This window comes from Vibrio sp. NC2, assembly GCF_025195005.1.
Classification (GTDB): Bacteria; Pseudomonadota; Gammaproteobacteria; order Enterobacterales; family Vibrionaceae; genus Vibrio; species Vibrio splendidus.
This window is the reverse complement of the sequence record NZ_JANVFC010000006.1, coordinates 72,405-96,063: the sequence shown is the minus strand read 5'-3', so window position 1 is coordinate 96,063 and position 23,659 is coordinate 72,405. Positions and strand designations below refer to the sequence as shown.

General features: G+C 42.8%; 17 protein-coding genes. 12 read left to right on the top strand and 5 right to left on the bottom strand.

All coding sequences use genetic code 11. The features are described from left to right. Positions 1-91: 91 nt before the first annotated feature. From pal to nadA, 3 genes are all read left to right on the top strand, one after another. Positions 92-634: a peptidoglycan-associated lipoprotein Pal gene (gene pal / locus NX845_RS10555; protein WP_017085872.1), complete on the top strand. Its 543-nt coding sequence runs from the start codon at positions 92-94 to the stop codon at positions 632-634. 33 nt (positions 635-667) lie between these two features. After that, a complete protein-coding gene (gene ybgF / locus NX845_RS10550; RefSeq protein ID WP_029222039.1) occupies positions 668-1,450 on the top strand; it encodes a tol-pal system protein YbgF in 783 nt (260 codons plus the stop codon). A 210-nt stretch (positions 1,451-1,660) separates the two neighbouring features. Next, the gene (gene nadA / locus NX845_RS10545; RefSeq protein WP_004736488.1) at positions 1,661-2,722 is read left to right on the top strand and encodes a quinolinate synthase NadA; all 1,062 of its coding nucleotides are present in this window, start codon (positions 1,661-1,663) and stop codon (positions 2,720-2,722) included. Positions 2,723-3,051: 329 nt separating this feature from the next. Here nadA and NX845_RS10540 read toward each other — a convergent pair whose 3' ends face one another. Next, positions 3,052-4,254 (bottom strand): MFS transporter, encoded by a 1,203-nt coding sequence (locus NX845_RS10540; RefSeq protein WP_017095669.1) that lies wholly within the window; start codon positions 4,252-4,254, stop codon positions 3,052-3,054. Between the two features lie 134 nt (positions 4,255-4,388). On the opposite strand from NX845_RS10540, the gene NX845_RS10535 reads away from it, so the two are divergent. The 3 genes from NX845_RS10535 (at position 4,389) to NX845_RS10525 (ending at position 9,023) form a co-directional block, all read left to right on the top strand. After that, positions 4,389-5,165, top strand: a complete 777-nt coding sequence (locus tag NX845_RS10535; protein WP_065681577.1) for an alpha/beta fold hydrolase — start codon at positions 4,389-4,391, stop codon at positions 5,163-5,165. Between the two features lie 69 nt (positions 5,166-5,234). Next, positions 5,235-6,506 (top strand): condensation domain-containing protein, encoded by a 1,272-nt coding sequence (locus tag NX845_RS10530; protein ID WP_065681576.1) that lies wholly within the window; start codon positions 5,235-5,237, stop codon positions 6,504-6,506. A 456-nt stretch (positions 6,507-6,962) separates the two neighbouring features. Continuing rightward, positions 6,963-9,023 (top strand): TonB-dependent receptor, encoded by a 2,061-nt coding sequence (locus NX845_RS10525; protein WP_017095666.1) that lies wholly within the window; start codon positions 6,963-6,965, stop codon positions 9,021-9,023. Positions 9,024-9,123: 100 nt separating this feature from the next. On the opposite strand, the gene NX845_RS10520 is transcribed toward NX845_RS10525, so the two are convergent. Next, positions 9,124-9,366, bottom strand: coding sequence for a phosphopantetheine-binding protein (locus NX845_RS10520; RefSeq protein ID WP_032555623.1), 243 nt, complete (start codon positions 9,364-9,366; stop codon positions 9,124-9,126). A gap of 216 nt (positions 9,367-9,582) precedes the next feature. Between NX845_RS10520 and NX845_RS10515 the strand changes: the two genes are divergently transcribed. From NX845_RS10515 to NX845_RS10500, 4 genes are all read left to right on the top strand, one after another. Continuing rightward, a complete protein-coding gene (locus NX845_RS10515; protein ID WP_065681575.1) occupies positions 9,583-11,238 on the top strand; it encodes a (2,3-dihydroxybenzoyl)adenylate synthase in 1,656 nt (551 codons plus the stop codon). Between the two features lie 168 nt (positions 11,239-11,406). After that, positions 11,407-11,748: an isochorismate lyase gene (locus NX845_RS10510; RefSeq protein WP_017095663.1), complete on the top strand. Its 342-nt coding sequence runs from the start codon at positions 11,407-11,409 to the stop codon at positions 11,746-11,748. A 153-nt stretch (positions 11,749-11,901) separates the two neighbouring features. Next, positions 11,902-12,795 (top strand): isochorismatase family protein, encoded by an 894-nt coding sequence (locus NX845_RS10505; RefSeq protein WP_065681574.1) that lies wholly within the window; start codon positions 11,902-11,904, stop codon positions 12,793-12,795. A gap of 52 nt (positions 12,796-12,847) precedes the next feature. Then, positions 12,848-13,663, top strand: coding sequence for a siderophore-interacting protein (locus NX845_RS10500; RefSeq protein ID WP_017095661.1), 816 nt, complete (start codon positions 12,848-12,850; stop codon positions 13,661-13,663). 65 nt (positions 13,664-13,728) lie between these two features. Here NX845_RS10500 and NX845_RS10495 read toward each other — a convergent pair whose 3' ends face one another. Further along, entirely contained in the window at positions 13,729-15,348 is a 1,620-nt protein-coding gene (locus NX845_RS10495) for a (2,3-dihydroxybenzoyl)adenylate synthase (RefSeq protein WP_017096105.1), read from the bottom strand. A gap of 11 nt (positions 15,349-15,359) precedes the next feature. Next, positions 15,360-16,541, bottom strand: a complete 1,182-nt coding sequence (locus NX845_RS10490) for an isochorismate synthase (RefSeq protein WP_065681573.1) — start codon at positions 16,539-16,541, stop codon at positions 15,360-15,362. 271 nt (positions 16,542-16,812) lie between these two features. Between NX845_RS10490 and NX845_RS10485 the strand changes: the two genes are divergently transcribed. Then, entirely contained in the window at positions 16,813-17,598 is a 786-nt protein-coding gene (locus NX845_RS10485) for a 2,3-dihydro-2,3-dihydroxybenzoate dehydrogenase (RefSeq protein WP_065681572.1), read from the top strand. A gap of 46 nt (positions 17,599-17,644) precedes the next feature. On the opposite strand, the gene NX845_RS10480 is transcribed toward NX845_RS10485, so the two are convergent. Continuing rightward, entirely contained in the window at positions 17,645-18,715 is a 1,071-nt protein-coding gene (locus NX845_RS10480; RefSeq protein WP_065681571.1) for a 3-deoxy-7-phosphoheptulonate synthase, read from the bottom strand. A 337-nt stretch (positions 18,716-19,052) separates the two neighbouring features. Between NX845_RS10480 and NX845_RS10475 the strand changes: the two genes are divergently transcribed. After that, on the top strand, positions 19,053-23,531 hold the full coding sequence (locus NX845_RS10475; RefSeq protein ID WP_241819412.1) for an amino acid adenylation domain-containing protein: 4,479 nt from the start codon (positions 19,053-19,055) through the stop codon (positions 23,529-23,531). Positions 23,532-23,659: the final 128 nt, after the last annotated feature.

Genomic DNA, 23,659 nt, shown 5'->3' with positions numbered 1-23,659 from the left:
AGCTATTGATAGTGTTAACTATTGTGGCAATTAACTATCTATAGCACTTAGTCGCTGTAGAAACTAAGTTTGATAACGTAAGGAAAAAAAGATGCAACTTAACAAAGTTCTTAAAGGCTTGATGATTGCACTACCAGTGATGGCAGTAACGGCATGTAGCTCAACTGATGAAGCAACATCTGCAACTTCAGGTACTGAAAGCAACCAAACAACTTCAGGTTCAGAAGGCAACGTAGACACAACTGTTGTAACGCCAATTGATGCTAACGCTCAACTGTCTGAGCAAGAGCTTAAAGAGCAAGCGCTACGCGAAACTCAAACAATCTACTTTGCATTCGACAACTCTACTATCGCTGGCGACTACGAAGAAATTCTAGCAGCTCACGCAGCTTACCTAAGCAACAACGTTGACATGAACGTTACTATCGAAGGTCACGCTGACGAACGCGGTACTCCTGAGTACAACATCGCACTTGGCGAGCGTCGTGCACAAGCTGTAGCGAATTACCTACAAGCTCTAGGTGTTCAAGCAGACCAAATCTCTATCGTAAGCTACGGTGAAGAGAAGCCACTTCTTCTAGGTCAATCTGAAGATGTGTATGCTAAAAACCGTCGCGCAGTACTAGTTTACTAATTTTAGTAGGCTATATAATTGAGGAATTGCCTCATGTTCAGTAACACAAAGCGAGTCATTTTGCTTTCGTTACTGGCAAGTGCAGCGAACATCGCGTTCGCTGCACCAGCTCCAGTATCCGATCTCAATAGCACCGCAACCAATTCATCATCCTCTTCTCGAGCAGCATCTAACGAATCAGATATTGAGCGTTTAGAGCGCCTGCTTCAAAATCGCAACCTCGTTCAGCTTCAAATGCAACAGCAAATCGACGGCATGGCACTGGAGATCAGTGAACTTCGTGGTGAGCTGGAACGAAACAGTTACGATATGAAGCAAATGCTAGAGCGCCAACGTGAACTGTTCATTGAACTGGATCGTGTAAGAGGCGAGGTGAAAGCAGCAGGAACAGCAACGGTAGCAGTAGCGGCGAGCGAAGGCTCTAAAGACGCTTCTGGTACGTTCAGTACTGATGTGGATGAGCAAACCGCTTATCAAAATGCTGTAGATATGATTCTAAAGCAACGAGACTACACGGGTGCTATCGCAGCATTTCAAAAGTTTCAAAAAGACTTCCCAGATTCAACCTTCACACCTAACTCACACTACTGGTTAGGTCAGCTTTATTTTGCTAAGAAGCAAGATAAAGAAGCCGTGAAGAGCTTTGCCGCTGTTGTGTCATACAAAGACTCAAATAAGCGAGCAGATGCACTGGTTAAGCTTGGTGACATAGCTGCACGCAACAACAACGCGACGCAAGCTAAGAAATATTACCAACAAGTCGTTACCGAGTACCCAAACAGTGCTTCGGCTAAAGTGGCTAAAACCCACTTATAAAACAAAATAGGGGTGCTCAGGTACCTCTTTTTTATACCTGCTTACTTCCTTTTAATATTTACTCAGTAGGTTTGCGACGCCAACGCATCACCTTGTTTATGCGTTTTAAGTATTAGCTAGTCACCGCTTGCAACCAATCCTTTTTGATCCCAATCGCTGTCCTGTGTAGAATACTCTAATCCTCGGAAGAAGTTGCGTAGAGCAAGAGCAATGAGTCATATACTAGATAAAATCGATACAGTTTACCCGTTTCCGCCTAAGCCAGTTCCATTGAGCGACGCTCAGAAACAGGCCCACATCGCAAACATCAAAAAACTACTTCAAGAAAAAGATGCAGTTCTAATTGCACACTACTACACCGATCCTGAAATTCAGGCTCTGGCAGAAGAAACTGGTGGTTTCGTTGGCGATTCATTAGAAATGGCTAAGTTTGGTAACCGTCATTCAGCAAGCACTTTGATCATCGCTGGTGTTCGTTTTATGGGTGAGTCTGCAAAGATCCTTACCCCTGAAAAACGCATTTTAATGCCAACGCTTGAAGCTGAATGTTCACTTGATCTTGGCTGTCCTGCGGATAAGTTTACAGAATTTTGTGATGCTCACCCCGACCACACAGTGGTTGTATACGCGAACACCTCTGCGGCTGTTAAAGCACGTGCAGACTGGGTCGTTACGTCGAGCATCGCTTTAGAAATTGTTGAAAGCTTAGATGCTGAAGGCAAACCCATTATTTGGGGCCCAGACCGCCACCTAGGTTCTTACATTGCAAATCAAACTGGCGCTGACATGTTGCTTTGGCAAGGTGAGTGTATCGTTCATGATGAGTTTTCAGCTGATGCTCTGAAGAAAATGAAATCGGTATATCCAGAAGCCGCTATTTTGGTTCACCCAGAATCACCAGCAAGCGTGGTTGAACTGGCTGATGCTGTAGGCTCAACAAGCCAACTGATCAAGAAAGCAAAAGAGCTGCCTCATCCACAGATGATTGTTGCGACAGACAAAGGTATCTTCTTCAAGATGCAACAATTGGTTCCTGAAAAAGAACTGATTGAAGCGCCGACAGCGGGTGCTGGTGCAACTTGTCGCAGCTGCGCACACTGTCCTTGGATGGCTATGAATGGCCTTGAAGCGATTGAAAATGCACTAGAGCATGGTGGTGAGCAACATGAAATCTTCGTTTCTGACGAATTACGCGTTAAGTCTCTTATTCCATTGAACCGTATGCTAGATTTTGCAGAGCAGTTAAATGTGCAGGTAAAAGGTAACGCGTAAGCCGTTCTTTTATCTAACCCACAAAAAACCAGCCGATAGTGCTGGTTTTTTTGTATCTGAATATTAGACTTAAGTTAACTTAATCTCATCTCATTAGCTGCTGTTTGCACTAGATATTACCAATCGTAACAATACCACCATTAGCAATACCTATAATAGTAAAGAACGGGTTACCCTAGTTTGTTAAAACGCCCGATTAATACGTTTTAACTTTTGATTGTAGAATAACGACTTATCGAAATGATTTGTCGTAAATCTGCATCTGCACCTTAGCCTTTTGCCTACGTTATTTATCAACCCTTACTTACTGTGATTTGCGTTAAATTTTTCTACGATCTTTCTGTTTTAGAGTGTTCAAACTGAAAATTGAATTTAGATTGATTCATGAGTACGAACAGAAACAGTACTGCCATTAGAGAAGCGGCAAACCAATACGGGAGGCTTTGGTTGTATTGGTAAAGTAGCGTTGCGGTGATCGGTCCCGCAATGGAAGATAGCCCTTGGATGGCCGAAATTGTACCAGCAGCAGCACCTTGTTCGTTCATGTCTACTGAATTGGCTGTGATAGCTTGTATCGCAGGAAACAAGAGTCCCAACCCTATTGCCATGAATATATAGCCTGTAATAAGAACCGGAGCCGAGTGAGCTGCTGACACAATACAGAGGCCTGCACATGCCGCAATTGGACCTATAATGAAACTCTTTAGTAATACGTTGTTTTTTAGTTTGGCTAAGAAACCTTGTGTGATCCCTAACGTGATTCCGGTGATGGTCAAAACGATGCCAGACAGTTGAGCCGTTTGTTCCGATGTATCTCTGATGCGATCGAGTATTAAAAAGCCAATGATGATTTGTGCTGTTATAACCGCAAACATACAAGCGAACATAGCGAGGCTCGGGAAACGAAGCCGTTGGTCAAAAAAGCTGAGGGTGTTCTCGGGAGGCTCATGGCTTCTCGGTGTTTCTGGTAAGCGGTGCTTGATAGTAACCCAAGTGATGAACGGGAATATTGACAATACATATAAAGGGAGTGTCAGAGAGTATTGAGATAACATTCCGCCTAAAGCGGGTCCGGCAACGAGCCCTATGGCACTTGCCGCCCCAATACTTGCCAAGGCACTTTGTCGCTCTTGTGGCGTGGTAATATCTGCCACTAACGCTGTGCTAACAGGAGTGATAGCCGCTAAAAACAGACCAACGAATGTACGAGCAACTATCATTCCTATGAGTATTATGAGTGAATGAAAGGTTGTTTTAAGGGATAGGTCTAGCCATATCGTCATGAGAATAAAAGAGCACGCATAGCCTAAAGTAGCGACTAGCAATACAGGTTTTCGCCCCTTCTTGTCACTGGCATCCCCCCATTTTTTTGCGCTAAGAAGCCAAGCTATCCCCGACATAGCGACCACCAAACCACCATGCCATTCCATTAAACCAACTTCGCGAATAATCGGACCGATCACCGGAATGATCGACATCATCGCTGTCATACAGACAGCGTTTAATACAAATAACTGTTTAATAGTACTCATAAAGTGGCTTTTTTATTTTGGCTACAATTCACGGGACATCAAATATACAACCGATATAATTCCAATAAAAGCATTAATGGAAAAGATTATCATTATCAGTTAAATTAATTGAAAGAGTTCGAAGTGGAAGAAAAATGATAAATGCAAGTAACTATATAAGCGTCAATGACTCAACTATATATTACGAAATATCGGGTAATCTTAATGGTGAACCGCTGTTGATGCTTCATGGTGGCCTCGGAGCAATTCATGAATTAGAGCCGTTACATAGATACTTATTTGATAACTATCAGTTAATAAGTATCGATTTTCGTGGGCATGGTAAGTCGGATCTAGGGTGTTTACGACTCAGTTACAGCCAGTATCAGCAAGATGTCCATTCCGTACTCGGCGCTTTGGGAATTGAGCAATATTCGATATTTGGTTTCAGCGATGGCGGCATTGTAGGCTACCGCTTAGCCGCTCAAGAACCGAGTCGGGTTTCTTGCTTGGTGACGCTCGGTTCACAATGGCAGGTAAATATTGATGATCCGGCTATGAAATTATTATCCAGTTTAACTCCAGATTTTTGGTGCAACAGGTTCTCTGACGACGTTTCTTTATACGAGTCAACAAACCCGAAACCAGATTTTCCTAAACTGGTCGATGCGGTTAAAGAGGCTTGGTTTGATAACACGGCATCAGGTTACCCTTGTGATTTAGTTGAACAGATTCGTTGTCCAACATTGATTATGAGGGGGGACAACGATTTTATATTTTCTCTTGATGAGGCAGTGGCTTTAAAAGGCAAAATTTCTGGCAGCTGTTTTGCCAACATTCCGCAGACAACACATGCGTCACATCAAGAAGCACCTGGCATTGTAGGTTCAATGATCAAACGTTTTCTGTCGCAACATGGCAATAATAAGTAGAAAGCACTTTATTGTTTATGCAGGTGCGTGCGGCTTACGAATAACTTAATCAATTGGGTAAAAAGAATAATGACTCACCAAGATTGGTATCCACTGACTAATGCACAGGAGGCGTATTGGGACGAATTCGTTCAACATCCAGATAGGCCTTTATCGACAGTAGCTCATTGTTTGGAAATTTCAGGTTCTATCGATCTCGAAAAATTAGCCGATGCCATTAATCAGACTGTTTCAGAAGCGGAAGCTTTGCTTCTTAGATTTCGGCGATTGGAAAATCAGCACTATCCAGTTCAAATGGTTTGTTTTGACGCAAAACCCGCAGTGGAGGTCATCGATCTACGCGATGAAGAAAACGCACAAGAACAAGTAAATGCATATTTGCGTTCTGACGTCGAAGCGGTCATTGATTTAGAAAAGGATGTGATTACAAAAGTACAGCTCTATGTTGTTGGGCCAAAGAAAGTACTTTGGTATCTGAGAACTCATCATATTGCGGTCGATGGTTACAGTATGAGTTTAATTGAGCAGCGTTGTTCGGAGCTTTATCTGTGTTTAATGAATAACACTGAGCCAACCCACCGCTTTAAAACGTTTGATGTTTACCTCAAAGAAAACACCGATTACTTACACAGTAAACGTTTCGATGTAGACCGATCTTATTGGAATAATTATCTCGAATTATCCCATTTAGAGCTTAGTCAGGGCGATATTTCGGTCTCTGATACAGTCTATTGTGAGAGGAAGGTTCCTGAGTCGATTAGTGATTCTCTTGTCACTGTATCTAAGCAATTAATGATTGGTTGGAGTGACATTCTTACCTTACTTTGTACTGCGTACCTTTATAAGCATTGGCGCCTCGACGAGCGGCAGTCTTTTCCATTGCCAGTGTGGTTACCATTCATGAATCGAATGGGTAATCCTTGTGCAAACCTACCTTCATTAATGGTTAATACCATCCCTTATCTCGGGGAGGTTAACGATGATGAGTCGGTGAGTGCGTATCTAAAAAGGGTAGTAAAAGACCTTAGGGGGAATTATTGCCATGGACGGTATCGAGTAGAAAATAAATGCACATCAGGGGGGCATTATTTTCTTTCACCATTCATTAATATTTTGCCCTTTGAGCCGACAGAATTTCACGGGTGTTCCACGAGGCGTCGAATTATTGCTGGTGGAATTGCGGACGGTTTTAACGTGACTTTTCGCAGCTCAAGGCAAGCACAAAACATGTATTTAAAGATAGAGGCAGAGAGCCGTCTCTTTGAACAGCATGAACTAAATCAGCATGCCAATCATTTACTAAAGTACCTCTCTAAAGCTCTTAACTCTGTCTTGGATTAGCTCTACATAAGCCTAATTCTGTCTTATTTTTTCAAATTTTTGTCTCAATCCCCCTTCATGAATAGGGCACTCGTTAGCTGCCCTAACCATCAACAATCAGAATTCTCGACTTCGGATATCAATAATAATGATAATTATTATCAATATCAAATGAGAATGCTTTACATTTAAATATGCAACCGATAAAGTACGGTTGAAAATTCGTCAAGACATTGAAAGGATGTTCATTTTTCAACTTATTCGTTGAGTGATTTCAGGGCTTGTCCAATGTGACGATTTTTAGTCGGAATTTTGGCTTATGTATTAAAGCAATGGTCAATAAGGAGCAGAGGAAGTAAAGATCTTACTCGTTTTGAGTTGTTGTGTTTTTAACACCTTTGAATGTCTTCCCTAGTTCTCCTTATATGCAGTTACATGAGCCACTTAAAGTTAATGTTATATCAAGGAGAATTTTAAATGACAGCATTCCGCCCCGTGGCAGTGAATGAGCTAGGAAATAGCAGATTCAAACGACGCACCTTATCTTTAGTTATCATGGGATTTTGTGTAAGTGGTCAAGCTTTTGCCGCGGCAAACAAAAATAATGAAACTACCGTTAGTGAAGATAAAACTATTTTTGAAGTCACAGTATACGGTGAGAAAATAGAACGTTCGATTTATGATACTGGCTCAAGCGTGCATGTGTATGATGAAGACCGTATCGCGAGTACTCCAGGTGCATCTGAGGTCGATGATCTGCTGCAGCTAATCCCAAACATTGTAGATTCAGGTCAGGGTAATAACCTACCATCGATTCGTGGTGTTGATGGTTCAGGTCCTTCGTTCGGTGGCCTAGCAGCCTTTGGTGGGTCTATGCCAAGGTTGAACCTTTCAATTGATGGACGTTCACTCAGCTATTCTGAAGTCGCGTTTGGCCCTCGCTCTTTATGGGATATGCAGCAAGCGGAAGTTTATCTAGGGCCGCAAAGCTATGTTCAAGGTCGAAATGCCTCCGCTGGTGCAATCGTTTTAAAATCTAATGATCCGACTTACGATTTTGAGAGCAAAGTAAAGGCTGCTATTGGTCAACAAGACTATTCTCAGACCGCTGCGGTTATCTCAGCGCCAATACTGGAAGATCAATTAGCCTTTAGATTGAGTGTTGATCAGCAAAAACGCAGTAGTTATGCAGACCTTACTTCCTATGAGCCTGTCGGTGACCCTAATCGCATTGAGATGACCACTGCCCGAGGTAAATTTTTACTCGAACCTGAAGGTCTTCCAGGGTTCAAGACGACGCTAACGATTGCCCATATGGATACTATTGGGCCTCAATCTGAATCTCAGCAAACAAATATTAATAGAGCAATTTACAAAACTCAGTCAACAAGCGGTATTTGGGATGTGTCTTATGACATCTCAGATACGTTAGTGTTTGAAAATAATTTGATTTATACCGATCGTACGTACGACAGAATCACTGACCCTGCAGGAAGAAAACAGGATTTCAAATCGAAGGGTAACGAGTTCCAAATAGAGCCTTTGGTTCGATTTGATTCGCTCAGCGAAGATCTCTCTGGTTTGTTTGGTTTACGCTACTTCAAATCTGAAGATAACGACGTATTTGAACAGACCGGATCATCTATTCCGATGGAAGGTGATAATCGCGCTATTTCGGCATTCGCTGAAGTGACTTACTTGGTGATGCCGAGCATCGAAGTTGTAGCGGCAGGGCGATTCGAGCGTGAAGACAAGAAACGTTATGTTGCCCCAGGTCCTTTCGGCTTAGATTATGATGAAACATCAAATGTATTCCTCCCTAAGCTTGAAGTTGCATATAAGCCTGAATCAGATCAAACCGTAGGTATACGAGCTGCTAAAGGCTTTAACTCTGGAGGTGGAGGTGTTGGTTTTAATAATCAAACGTGGGCATTTTCTTCATATACGTATGAAGACGAATACGTTTGGAACTATGAATTCTTCACTCGCCATAGTCTACTAGATAATGAACTTGAGTTAACCACTAACGTCTTCTATAACGACTATGATAATTTCCAAGTATTGGAGACTTCATCGCAAGGTGATGTGAAAGTTGATAATGTTGATGGGGCATATACTTATGGTGCAGAGCTAGGAAGCCGTTGGTTAACAACATCTAACCTAGAGCTGTTAGCTTCACTTGGTTTGTTAAAAACAAGCTACAAAGATCATGCTAATGACTCAAAAGAGCTCGCCCGTGCTCCTTCATTGACTGCAAGCTTCGGTGCTTTATACATGTTTGCTGAGAATTTCGAGCTGAGTGGTAATGCGAATTATACTGGAGAGTACTTCAGTGACGTTGAAAACTCAGCGAACCAGAGTATTGATGCTTACTGGGTTGCAAATGCACAAGTTGCCTATGTGTTTACTAACGGACGTATGTCTTTATTCGCTACAAACTTGTTTGATTCTCAGAAAGAAACATTTAATTTCGGTGGAGACGATATTACGAAGCAAGCACCTCGCCAAATTGGTGGTTCAGTAGAATTGTACTTCTAATCGGTTAGATATAATAAAAACGCCTTGCTTAAAGTAAGGCGTTTATTGATCTCAAAACGGTTGTCGAAATGTTTGAGGTACTAGAAGTCAGAACCTTAATTTAGGCAGAAGCTTCAGTAGAGGCCATGATCGTTTGCCAAGATTTTAGTGTTGGCGTCGCCATTAACTGGGCAAAACTAATGTTTATCCCTGCATTTCTTAGTTGGCCTGTTAGGCGCATCATACTGATTGAATCCAAACCGAGTTCGATGAGGTTAACGTCCGGCTTTACCGATTCGACTGGAACACTTAATACCTGACTGATTATTTCTACCAGATCAATATTTGCTTCTTGCTTAGACAAAATAATTTCCTTTTCTTTTCTTTCGGAAGTTTATCTTCTACTTCCAATATTTCACTCAAATTCGCTATACACAATATCACCACTTGATTGTTACATACAAATGATTATTATTAGCATTTAAGTGTATTGATAGGCGTCAATTGTGCTGAATCGGTTTGGGTATCTTAATACTTCCAAGCGTTGTTCTTAGCACTTCAACATACGATAAGGAATGACATGGAAACCGTGCTCAAGGAGAAGGTTTGTCAAGATGGCTTGTTATATGGCTTTGTTGATCAACCAGCTCCTCAATCTGCGAAGTTCGAACAGAACAACCTATGGTTAAACACACCTTTATGGGCAATTTTGAGTGAAGGAGTTGCTCTGCATCCAACTAAGCCAGCAGTAGCCGATCCGACGGGTAGCCTTACTTATGAAGAGTTGCTGTCTGAAGCAGACAAAATAGCCGCGGGTTTAAAAGAGGTCGGGTTAAAAGCTGGAGACCGGGTCGTATTTCAGGTGTCTAACAGCATTTATTTCGCAAAAGTGTTTTTTGCTTTACAAAGAGCTGGCATGGTTCCGGTATTGGCACTGCCAGCACATGGTGTTGTTGAAATCCGCCATTTCATGAAAGTATCTGGCGCAAGGGCCTACTTCGGTTCTAACTTAGAAAACGATGGAAGAGCTCTGCACATAGCAGACTCATTGTCGGAAGAGTCTCTTTCATTTAGCCATATCTATATTGTGGGAGATTCTGGAAAGTATCCGTCCTTACCTCTGGGTAATATTTTCCAGTTCGTTCCTGAACGACCAAACCCAAATCATCCCGCTCTATTCTTAGTCTCTGGTGGAACTACGGGACTGCCTAAGCTCATTCCTAGAAGCCATAACGATTATCGTCTCAACATCCAAAGTTGTGCCGCAGCAAGTGAGTTATCGTCCGAGGAAGTATACCTCGCAGTGCTACCTGCTGCGCATAATTTCACTTTAGGTTGCCCCGGTTTATTAGGTGCGCTTGATGTTGGAGGAAGTGTCATTTTCAGTTCTAACCCCAGCCCTGATTACTGCTTTGATGTTATCGAGAAAAGCAAAGTGACGGCGACAGCTTTGGTTCCGGCGTTAGCGCAGCTATGGAACGCGGCTAAAGAATGGGAACGTGCGAATACATCTAGCCTCAGGCTGATGCAAGTCGGTGGTTCGAAGCTGGCTTATTCTGATGCTCTTGATGTACAAAAAAACTTTCCCGGTGCACTCCAACAAGTTTTTGGTATGGCAGAAGGCCTGATCGCCTGTACTCGATTAGGGGATGATGAAGTTCTGGTTGCGACGAAACAAGGTCGACCTGTAAGTAACTGGGATGAGGTTCGCATAGTTAATGCTGAGGGGAACACTGTTCCAATGGGTGAAGAAGGAGAACTACTCACTCGCGGTCCCTACACCTTAAGAGGGTATTACCGAGCAGAGGAACACAACCAACGCTCATTTACTCAAGATGGTTTCTATCGAAGTGGGGATCGAGCCATTGTTGATGAGAGGGGATATATCGTTGTGACTGGCAGAATTAAGGACGTCGTAAACCGAGCCGGTGAGTGTATTGCTACCGATGAAATCGAAGAGCATTTACTTATGCATCCTAATATTTCACAGGTCGCCGTGGTTGCGGTACCTGATAAACATCTAGGCGAAAGGATCGGAGTCGCTGTCGTGAAAAGGGGGCTTTCCCCAACTTTACAGGAGCTACGCACGTTCCTAAAAGACCAAGGGATGGCTTCTTTCAAACAGCCAGATGAATTGATCATTGTCTCTAATCTGCCCAAAACAGCGGTAGGTAAAATTGATAAAAAGCGAGTGCCTGGCCCAAGTGGTGAACCTTGGGTTAATACGCCAGTTTAACTAACGCGAGCTGCCTACCGTAGCTCTATATTGTCGATAAACAACGTCCTATTGATTGAATCGAGAGTGCTCTAGAAGGATGATTTGTCATCGAGCCTGAGAACGGTGGTTCTATTCTTACACTCTTCAATGGGTCATTACAGGGAACAAAGACTAAAGGAAATCAACATGTCATCTATAAAGAAGCCAGAAGTTTGCGAAAGTCTCAATGATATACGAATCGGAATCGATACCCTTGATAAGGAGATCGTTCATATTCTTTCTAAGCGGTTAGGGTATGTCAAAGCCGCCGCACAATTTAAGCCCAATGAGCAGAGTATTCCGGCACCAGAGCGTGTCGCTGAAATGCTAGAAGATAGAAAAAAATGGGCCGAAGAGGCTGGGATGAGTAGCGAGTATGTCGAAACGTTATTCTCCAGTATCACCCATTGGTACATTAATCAGCAAATTAAACATTGGCGTACCGAAAGGGGGCTTTCAGCAGAAGAACCCGAAAATACGGCAACGTGATAAGAGTGTTTTGAACTTATCCGTAGAGTCTGAATGAGGGGGGTTACACATATTCCTATTGGAGCACCACTTTGACTAAAGCGCTAAAGATTTAATTGATCAGGTGACAGAAGATAACGTCATCGCTGATTAGAGTATTAAGGACAATTACAAATGACTATACCGAAAATAGCGAGTTACGACTTGCCGGAACACCATGAGTTTCCAAAAAACAGAACGAACTGGACGATCGAGCCTAGTAAAGCCGTACTTTTAATTCACGACATGCAAGAGTATTTTGTGAGCTACTATGAGGCTGATTCGTCACCTATGGCGGACATTTTAACTAACATTCAGCAGTTAAAACACATAGCGAAACAAGCGGGAATTCCGGTTGTATATACCGCGCAACCTGCGAATCAAGACCCAAAAGATAGAGCCTTGTTAACTGACTTTTGGGGGCCGGGGCTAAACGGCGACCATACTCCTGTCGTATCAACACTTGCTCCAGAAAACGATGATATTGAGTACGTTAAATGGCGTTACAGTGCATTTAAGAAAACCCCATTGCTTGATTACATGAAAGACAATCAAAAAACTCAGCTGATCATCTCTGGTATTTACGGTCACATTGGCATTTTATCGACTGCTTTGGATGCATTCATGTTGGATGTACAGCCCTTTATTATCGGTGATGCGATCGCGGATTTTTCGCGTGAAGACCATATCCACACTCTCAATTACATATCAGGCCGAACTGGAAGCATTAAAACACTCGATAAAGCTATAGCGGAAATTAACCCAAATGAAGAGAGTATTCTTAGCCTCAATGTTTTGCAGTCTGACGTGGCCGAGACATTAGGTGTATCTTACGAAGAGATTGATGTGAATGAAAATCTAATCTTTATGGGGCTAGATTCGATGAGAGCGATGACACTTGTAGAGAAGTGGAATAAGCAGGGCGCAAATGTCTCATTCGCTCAGCTGATTGAAGCGGTTTCATTGCAAGAGTGGTGGCAAGCAATCGAAGCCACACTGAATAACCGCACAGAAGAAGTACCAGCATAAATGCTCGCAAGTTAGCGCCAATTATTTATAGAATTTCTTAAGAGGTAAATTGATGAGCGATCAACCAGTGCGTTTACATCCGATGTTGTTGGACTTTGTTCGTAAAGAGAAGATCTCAAAGCATCTACTGCGAGTGACTGTTACGGGCGACTCTTTAAAAGGGTTCCCTGAAGATCAAAATGGTACACACATAAAAGTGTTTTTCCCCAATAGGGAGAGTGGGATATTGCAGTTACCTTATCGAGAAGGTGAAACTGTGATTTGGCCTGAGCATAAACCCGTGCCTCGAGCCTATACCGTTAGAAAGTATCGAGCCGATGTGAATGAGCTTAATATAGATTTCGTGATCCACGGAACCGATTCTCCCGGCGGTGGGTGGGCGATTAAAGCAGAACAAGGTTTCCAAATTGGCCTTGTAGGCCCTGCTGGGCCTGAGCCATTAATTGAACCCGCAGATTGGCATATTATTGCGGGAGACCTAACAGCAGTACCAGCCATTAGTGCTATTTTGGAGAGTCTTCCCTCTGACACTCAAGGCTATGTATTTATCGAGATAGAGGATGCTGCAGATAAACATGATATTAAGCATCCGCAAGGTCTGGTTTTGAAGTGGCTAATGAGAGACGAAAAGAGTGATCAATATCTATTGAGCAAAGCCATTTCCGGCTTAATTGCACCTAATGGATCTCACTCGCTTTCGGCTTTCGTTGCGGGTGAAAATGAAAGCGTGATTGCGTGTCGTAAAGCGCTTAAACAAGAGTACAAGCTGTCTAGAAAAGATATGTATGCGATTCCTTACTGGAAACGAGGTAAGGATGAAGAAGCATACCATGATGAACGTCATGAAGTTATGGATGAAGAGTACTAGCCTGCCTGTTCTAGAAAACAAAAACCGATCTCATGAGATCGGTTTTTGTTAGTACCTTTGGTTGCTTAAGCATACGCCTCTCGGAGGCGTTTCTTATTCACTTTGCCGACAGGTGTCTTGGGCAATGAATCGACAAATTTGATTAAATCTGGGATTTTGTAATCAGCTAAGCCACAATCACGTAGGAAATATTTTAGTTTGAAGGGATTTATGTCTGCCCCTTCGACTTTAACGATTACAGCGCAACTTCGTTCTCCTAAGTAGTCGTCAGGTATCGCAATGAGAGCGGCATCATGAACCCCATCGTGTCGAATTAGGTGGTTTTCAACCTCTTCTGCTGCAATCTTTTCCCCCCCTCGGTTAATCTGGTCTTTATCTCGTCCTGTTACAATGATATTACCGTCCTTAGTTTGTTTAACTATGTCACCAGTGTGATAAAACCCTTGTTGGTCGAATGAAAGATGGTTGTGTTCTTTTGCTTGGTAATAGCCGCGAATGGTGTAAGGACCTTGAGTGAGAAGAAAACCTTCCTCTCCGCAGGGCACTGACTCCCCCTCTTTATTCACGATTTTAATCCGATCATGTTGTGAAATAGGGCGGCCTTGGGTAGAGGCAATAACTTCCATGGGATCATCTAATCTCGTGTAGTTCACTAGTCCTTCAGCCATACCAAATACTTGTTGAAGCTGACAACCTAACTTGTTTGGTAGGTCTGTAGCCGCCGTTTGGCTAAACTTAGCGCCACCGACTTGAACTAATTTTAAGCTTGAAAGATCATGAGTAGTGGATTGAGCCTGCTCCATCCACAGCAGTGCTAGTGGGGGAACTAAGCCTGATACGGTAATTTTATGCTCTTCAATTAGTTTAAACGCTGATTTTGGCGTAGGGTCATGCGTAAGAACAACCGTACCTCCAGCGAAAAAGACCCCTAAAGCTCCCGGTGAACTTAATGGGAAATTATGTGCAACCGGCAGCGCACATAAGTAGCGAGTGTTTTCAGTAAACTTACAGATCGTGTTACTGCCAATCACGCTATAAGCATAGTCATTGTGGGTTCGAGGTATCAGTTTTGGTGTACCGGTTGTTCCACCCGACAATTGGAAAAATGCCAGTTCAGATGCTTCTGCTTCTTGCTTATCGTCGGGTTGTCCCGTGACATCATCAAGCGATGTGAACCTTGGGTCTGCCAAGTCCGTAGCATCACAGCGAACGATGATATGTTCTAATTCATTACTTTCATCTACCACTTGCTTAGCTAAGGCTTGGTAATTAAAACCAGTATGTTTCCCATCTACAATGTAAGCTTTGGCTTTAGCGTGTTGGCAAAAATAAGACACTTCCGAGAAGCGATGAGCGGGAAGAGCTAAAACGGGTCGAATACCTTTCTGTAAAAAGGCAAAGTAGCAGAAATAGAATTCGGCTACGTTTGTCATTTGTAATACGACATTGTCGCCTTTCATTAACCCTAAAGACTGAAAACCTGAAGCCATTTGAGACACTCTCTCTGCGGCTTGTAAATAGCTAAATTGACGCTCACCACAGATAAGAGCCATGTTGTTACCACACCGCTTAACTGAGTGCTGAAAATGATCGAAAAGAGTTCTGTCTTGCCAATAACCTAGCTCTCTATACAAAGAAGCTTGGGGTGTTGGCCAATCTGTATAATCCATATGTTCATTCGACATTATGAGTCTACCTATGCCGTCAACATATCTTTAAGTTGGATACCTGCTGCCGTTAAGATGGTGTTCATTTTGGCACCTGTTTCATCCAGTTCACTTTGTGGATGTGATTCATCAACAATACCTGCTCCAGCAAAAACTTTCATTTGTCGTTTTTGTACCTCAGCACAACGGATCGTCACCACCCACTCCCCATTACCTCTTGAATCACACCAACCAACCATACCAGTAAAATACCCTCGGTCGAATTGCTCCAATTTTCGGATGGCTTCATACGCTTTCTGTCGCGGATAACCGCAAACTGCAGGGGTAGGGTGCAATTCAGCAGCGACTTCCAACACATTAGTGTGAGGGTTATTGACTTGACCCTCTAGTACCGTGGAGAGATGAAGCATGGTTTTTGTTTCTATGACTGATGGAATCATAGGTGTGTACAGGTTGTGGCAATACTTGCTCATCACACGCTCAACTTCTTCTACAACCAGGCCATGTTCATGCAGATCTTTGTTAGTATTGAGCAATGAATTTGTTGAGCTTTGATTCTGTTCGTCCAGTTCAGAACGCGGGCGCGATCCTGCGAGTGGGTTAGAGGTGAGATAACTGCCTTTTTTTGCAACAAGGAGTTCTGGACTCGCCCCCATTAGCTTTTGGTTGTTATTGATATTCGCTGCGAACGTATAGCCTTTCGAGTTGATTGATAACAGATTGCGAAGCAAAGTTTGCTGCTGAATATCAGCGTCTGTTTCTACTTCAATAGCCCGAGAAAGAACCACCTTTGAAAGCTCTGTGTTGGCAAACATGTCAAGAAGGTCGGATACTCCTTGCTTATAATGATTACCGCTTGGGGAAGAGATGACGTGCGCATCGGCAGAGGAAAGCGGATTTGAGTGTAAGGATCTTGTACTACTAGAGATGAATAACTGCTCTGGGATAATAAATTTAGTCGGGTTTTCTTCGTTAAATGGGACGACACCGAATAGCACTGGATTATCGGCTTCTGATTTTTTAGCCGCCTGGAGCATTTCGTTAGCCTTCTCGGCTAGCTCTGAAAATGCAATAGGCTGGTGGAACTCATTTTCAATACCTTTACCCATCATCGTATTACTGGGAGAAGCGAAGAAAAATGGAGATGACAATAGCTCTCTATCTAGCAGATCACTTTCCATTTTTGAATAGCCAATGACTTCACGTTTCATAACAGGTCCCTCTTTATGTATAGATCGTTATGACGATGTGCAATTACTTACATTGATGTTCTTAAAGGAACTCATTTGTCATGCACTTCATCGGGTTGCTTATTTTGGTCAGTAAGATTACATTTACATTTATTTAAATGCTAATGATAATGATTTCTATTTAATGTAATTCGTTGTTATTGAAGGCTGCTCACATTCTTCGATTTTTGTTTTATGTAAATGTATACAAAAGTCGCAATTTTGATTGTTTATTATTCGGTTGTTTAGGTATATGGAAAGATTTCTTGAAGGACAATTAGTGTTATTAACGGGTGCGGCAAAAGGTATTGGTTTTAGCACGTTAGAGAGTTTGTTGGGCTCGGGAGCTAAGGTGCTCGCTACGGATATTGATAGCCAACTCCTCGCGACTAAATCTGAATCTCTAGCGAGAAAGTATCCAGATCAGCTCTGGGTTGAACCGTTGGATCTGTCAAAACCTGAGTTAGTAAAACAGAGTATTTATCATTGGGTAGAAGAGTACGGTGAGTTTGATCACTTAGTGAGTTGTGCTGGTATTCTTCATTTAGGTGCGCTGTGTGATATGTCATTCGAGCAGATAGAAAACACATTTATGGTCAATTCGTTTGGTGCTCTAGCCACAATGCAGGCGGTATCTAAGTGTATGAAAGCTCGGGGGAAGGGGAATATGGTTGTTGTCGGTTCGAATGCCGCTAATACTCCTAGAGCAAATATGGGGGCTTATGCAGCATCTAAGTCGGCGTTACACATGTTTGTAAAATCCATTGGTATTGAACTCGCGCCTTTGGGGATTCGTTGCAATATTGTCAGCCCAGGGTCTACACGTACAGAAATGCAATTGCAACTTTGGAATGAGAGTTATGGTGAGGAGCAAGTCATTGCCGGTGATGCAACGCAGTTTCGTCTAGGCATTCCGCTTAACAAGATTGCTGAACCCAAAGATATTGCTCAGTCGATATTGTTTCTGATGTCTAATGCAGCTAATCATATCACTATGCATGACTTGCGTATTGATGGTGGTGCAACGCTCGATAATTAGACATCATAGAGTTATATGGCGCGCATGCGCCATATAAAATTTTAGGTTAAGCGACTGTCGATAATTTCTTATGAGTTGCCTCTACCATTGCATTTGCAAAGACATTGAGAATTGCAACGGTATCTTCCCAGTTTAGACATTCATCAGTGATGGATTGGCCTCTGGTTAGTGGCGCCGCATCAATATTTTGCGCCCCTCCGACTAAGAAGCTTTCAGACATAACGCCGGCGATGTACTGCTCTCCTGAAATGATTTGCTCTGCAATGTTTCGGGCTACATTGAGTTGATTTTTGGCAGTTTTCAGACTGTTTCCATGACTACAATCAATTATAATTCGGGGGTTAAGGCCGTTTAATTCTAATTGTTTTGTTACATCACAGACGTGTACGTTAGTATAGTTTGGCTGTTTTCCGCCACGTAAAATGATATGTCCGTTAGGGTTGCCATGTGTCATTGCAGACACGGGTGTATTACCAAAACCAGAGACATAAACTAGGTGAGGAGATTTCGCGGCGTGAATTGCGTCAATCGCGATCGTTACATTACCATCCGTTCCATTCTTAAACCCAATAGGGCACGGGATACCTGAAGCCATTTGTCTGTGTGTTTGAGACTCAGTGGTTCTTGCTCCAATAGCGCCCCAACAAATTAAATCAGATACATATGGGTACACGGTGGTGTCTAAAAACTCGGTTGCCGTTGCAAGCTTTAGATCAACAACATCTTTTAAGAACTTTCTTGCGACAAATAGCCCCTTGCTCATCTTATGGCTATTGTCTAAATCGGGATCGACAATCAGTCCTTTCCAACCGACGCGGGTTCGTGGTTTTTCAAAATAGGTTCGCATGACGATCAAGAGCTGGTCACGATATTTGTTCTGTAGATCGGCCAACTTACGAGCATACTCTAAAGCAGCCTCTGGGTCGTGGATGGAGCAAGGTCCAATGATAACGAGCAGACGGTTATCTTTCCCATTTAAAATTTCTGTGATTTCGAATCTTTTATCACGGATAAATCGTTCACTTTTTTCGTCTAGAGTGACTTCACTCGTTACATCAATCACACTCGGCAGTGGCTCTATCGTGGTTGAATTAAGTTGCTTCTCTAACTCTTGCATCCTTCCTCCTAAAACAAGTGTTCCTTGATGTTATGGCTTCATCAAATGTGCGGTCCAGGTATGATTTGGAAAACATTTAACTCTTAATAAATGATAATTATTATCATTTATTTTTTTGGGATTATTGAAATAGGAGCTAGGTGTTGTCAAGCTTATTGTTGGATGATGTTGTGAGATCATGCCGAATACAATCAGTACATCAACTCATATTGTCCAGTGTTAAATAAAAATGATAATGCTTATCATTAATATTTGAGTTTATTCTTAAGCTGGTGTATTACATTAGTTTAATAAGCCTCGTGGCACATTAAATGGATGAATGAGTGTGGAAATGAAGATGAGAGAATTGACGACTGTACAGGCTGCTTATTATGTCGGGAGGCAAACAGGCCAATCGATGGGAGGTGTAGCGGCCCATATTTATGCTGAATTTGATGGTGAACATATCGATTCAGAAAAATTGGCAAGTGCGGTGAGGAAGTTGTACATCAATCATCCTATGTTACGGATGAAAGTCACTTCTGGTGGTCAACAAGCCATCGCTCCTTTATCTTCTGTTCATCAACTTATCATTGATGATATTGAACACCTTTCACCATCGGCTACCCGTAACTTTTTAATAGAGAAGCGCACCGCTATTACTGACCAGAAACTGGATTTAGACAATGGGCAGGCCGCGCAGATCGGTATTACACGTCATTCTAAAGTGCAGTGCCGTTTGCATATAGACGTAGACATGATTGCTGTGGATGCACAGAGCTTCCGAATCTTAGTTGAAGAGTTGGCTAAGCTCTATAGCGATGAACATCAAGGCAACGAGACACAAGAGAAGAATTCGTTCTTTGAATATTTAGATAAACAAGCGGCGGACAATTACCTCGTAGCTAAACGACAGTCTGATAAGACATGGTGGCAACAACGATTACCAGACATCGCTGGAGCACCAGAGTTTCCGTATGTTAATGGGGCTATTGATCGTCAGCATGGGCACAGTCAGCGGTTCACACATCAGTTGACTCAAGAGCAACGGTCTTCGATCGAAGAGTTAGCCAAGAAACACCACTTAACCTTAACCCAACTTTTTCTAACACTTTTCTCTCAAGCAGTCGGTAGCTCTTGTAACAGCCCAGATTTTCGATTGAATGTGCCGACTTTCCACCGCGGTTTCTATACGAACGATGCAGAGGCAACGATAGGCGATTTCTCGAACTTGCTGATCTACAGCGCTAGCTTGAAAGCTCAAGAATCAACGCTTAATCATTGTCGTCGTACTGCCAATCAACTGAACCAATTACTCAACCATGAAAGCTATTCTGGTGTAACGGTGATGCGAGATTTATCGCGTTATTATGGAACCGTGCAAGCATCGCCTATCGTATTTACATCGGGAATGGATGTTGAAGGCGATGATTTATTCTCTGAGGCAGTCACAAAAGTCTTCGGAAAAATGAACTGGGTAATCTCTCAAGGTGCTCAGGTTACATTAGATGCACAAATCGCGCCTGCGTACGAAGGTATTTTTGTCAATTGGGATGTGCGAATGGACGTGTTCCCTAAAGGCTTTGTCGATACTTTGTTTAACAAGTTTATTGCGATTGTTCAATCTTTAGCTGACGAACCTAATAGCATACATAACTCTTTGGAAAGTACGCTCGCTCAGTTAGGTTATGCATGTCCTTCGTTACCCTTAGTTACCTCTTGTCCAAAGCCTTTAACAGAGCTACAAAAATCTTACTTACTCGGTCGCTCTACTCATATCCCTATGGGTGGCACTGCGATGCATGAATTCCGGGAATACCGAGGGAAAATAGAATCGAGTTTAGTTGAGTCTCGTCTCGAATCATTGGTGAAAAAGTACGATGCGTTACGGATGCACATCGATGAGAACAAGCTTGTTCAGCAGGTGTCGTCTAAGTTGACTTTGAATTTTGACTCCCACGACTTTCAACACTTGTCGATTGAGAAAGCGCTAGAGAGAGTTGGTAAAATTCGTCAAGTGAGTAATCACACGATGCACGACCTGTCGAAGTCGCCATGGCGTGTTTCTGTTATTCAATTGCCTGACTCTGATATCGGTTATCAGACCATTGTCTTTACCAGTTTTGATGCATTAATTGTTGATGGTAGAACACACTCCCTGATTCTTTCTGAATTATTGAAAAAGAATAGCGGGCAGTTGCATGAGCTCTGTGCTTACAGCGCTGAGACCAATCACTTTGATAGTGAACATGACATTGCTAAAAGGGAGGCAGATATATCGTTTTGGCAAAGTAAGCTTGACCCAGAGTGCGCGCCACCTTCGCTTCCATGGAAACAGCGATTGGATCATATAAAGGCTTCGCGTTACCAGCGAGAAAGCATTGTTATAGACAAAACTGCATTAACTCAGTTAACGGTGGCGAGTGCAGCCAACAGCTTGTTTTTGAACTCAGCACTCTCTGCTCTTGTTCTTGAAGGGATGTCGTATTGGACGACAGAACAAGAGATGAGAGTTGGTTTTCCGGTAGCGATCCCACAAAGCGATCAACCTCTTGGTAATGGTTCGACGTTCGTGATTTTGGAGTACCGAAAGAATGAAGGCAGCTTGCTAGAGCGAGCTCAGGGTATGCAAAATGATATGTTTGAGGCGCTTGATCATCTCGACTTTTCTGGTGTTGATATCAATCGTCAGTTAATGACTTCGCGAACCAGTTCATTGGCTTTACCTGTTGTAGTGACGAATGGTCTAACTTGGGATGCATTATCCGATGACGATGAACTCGTCTTCTTTGATGGTATCACCCAAACCCCTCAAGTCGCGTTAGATATCCGCCTTAATTTTGATGAAAGGCGAAATCTAGTATTGAGTTTTGACTATGCGGTTGACGCATTAGATAAACGAGTGGTTGTCTCCATTCTTGAATCGATAGAGCGTCACATTGAGACCGTATGTGAGACCCATGATTTTGACATCCCTTCACATAAGGTACTCAACCTTGAACACTATAAATTGAACTGTGATGTAAAAGAGTTTGAATGCTCCAAGTTCTTATCCAAGATAGCGCGTAATCTTGCGGAAAATGCGAGTGATGATATCGCGGTCATTTGTGGTGAACGGCATATCAGCTACAAGGCATTTGGGGAGGACGTCCATAAAGTGATGCAGCATATTGCTCATCTTGGTTTGAAGCAAGGTGATGTGTTGGCCATCTGTTTGCCAAAGAGCCCTGAACATTTAGTGGTGACGATTGCCTGTTCATTATCAGGGATTATATGGGTGCCTATCGATGCTTCATCACCAGAAGAGCGTTTGGATTACCTACTGAGTAATTGTAATGCCAATTTAGTGGTAACTAACCAAGCGTCACAGCGTAAAAATTCAGTGCTCTATCAAGCACTATTGCAACCTGTTGAGCAGGCTTATCCATCACTCTCCAATACGGACTTAGAAGTGCTTAGTCAAAGTGAGCATGGTGCTTATTATCTGTATACATCAGGAACAACAGGTAAACCTAAATGCGTTGTAGTGAACAGCAGAGCAACTTCCAATGTTATCGGGGAAACGTGTAAAGCTTGGCAAATAACGTCTGAAGATGTGTTGATGTGCGTAACGCCGTTCCATCATGATCTCTCTGTGTTTGATATCTATGCTTCGTTTACTTGCGGGGCAACCATTGTATTACCAGAGGCTGGTGAAGAAAAAGACGCGATTCGTTGGAATCAATTGGTTGAGAAGCACCGTATTACTATTTGGCAGTCAGTTCCGGCATTGATGGAAATGTTGTTGTCTTGTATGCAGGGTGAAAAACTCAAATCTCTACGCTTAGTTTGCCAAGGGGGGGATTACGTTAAACCTAAAACGATTGATGAACTTAGAGCGCTGGAGCAAGATATTCGCCTTGTCTCAATTGGTGGTCCTACCGAAACCACGATATGGAGTATCTGGCACTTTGTCACTGACGAAGACAAATCGGTTATTCCTTATGGCAGGCCTTTCCCTGCAAATCAGTACTTTATTATGGATGGATTAGGTAAACATGTTCCACAAGGAGTAGCAGGTCGGATCATGACAGTAGGAGTAAACCTTGCGTCAGGGTATTTAGCTGATGGAGAGCTTACACAAACTGATTTTGTGACGATAATTGATGATCTAGGTAGTGAGGTCAGAGCGTTTAGAACCGGCGATCTAGGCTATTATCGTGAAGATGGCACCATTATTTTTGCTGGTCGGGTTAATGGCTATGTGAAGGTTAGGGGCGTCCGTGTGTCGTTACCCGATATTGAGAAAGAGTTAAATCGTTGCTCACTGATTGAGCAAGTTTTGATTGTCGACTATACGGAACGTAATGGAGACGTAGCGTTAGGTGCAATCTATAAAGTGGCGGATGGCCAAGTCGCTAATGCTGCTGCTATACGTGATTTTGCACAGCAATGCTTACCAAACTCCCATGTACCTTCTCAGTTACTTGAATTAGAGAAACTGCCTCTCTCTCGAAATGGAAAGTTTGACCGGATTCAAGCGCGAGAAGAGTTGGTTCTCTCAATGACTCAGACGGTGAGCTCTCTACAACTCGCTTCAGCTTCTGTTACTCAGAACAACGCTAAAACGACGTTAACGACATCAGAATTTGGGTCGATTATCGAAGCTTATGAGCAAGTGACGGGAAAACAATTAGAAGGTTTTAGCGAGGAGAGTGCGTTTCTGTCGCTGGGTTTAAAGCCATCTCACCTAAAAGGTGTTGCAGAGAAACTGAGTAAAACGTTTGAGCGTAAGGTGTTTACACGCAAGTTGATTAAATGTCGGAACGCAAAAGAGGTTGCCGACGAGATTTTATAATCACTTTAATAACCCTCACAGAGAAAGCCGAGCGAATAAAGTTCGGCTATTTTATTTAATTGGAGGGTGTTTTGTCGTGTTAGCCCGCTAAGTTAATTTTTGTTGGTCACGAAATGCAAAGGTTACTA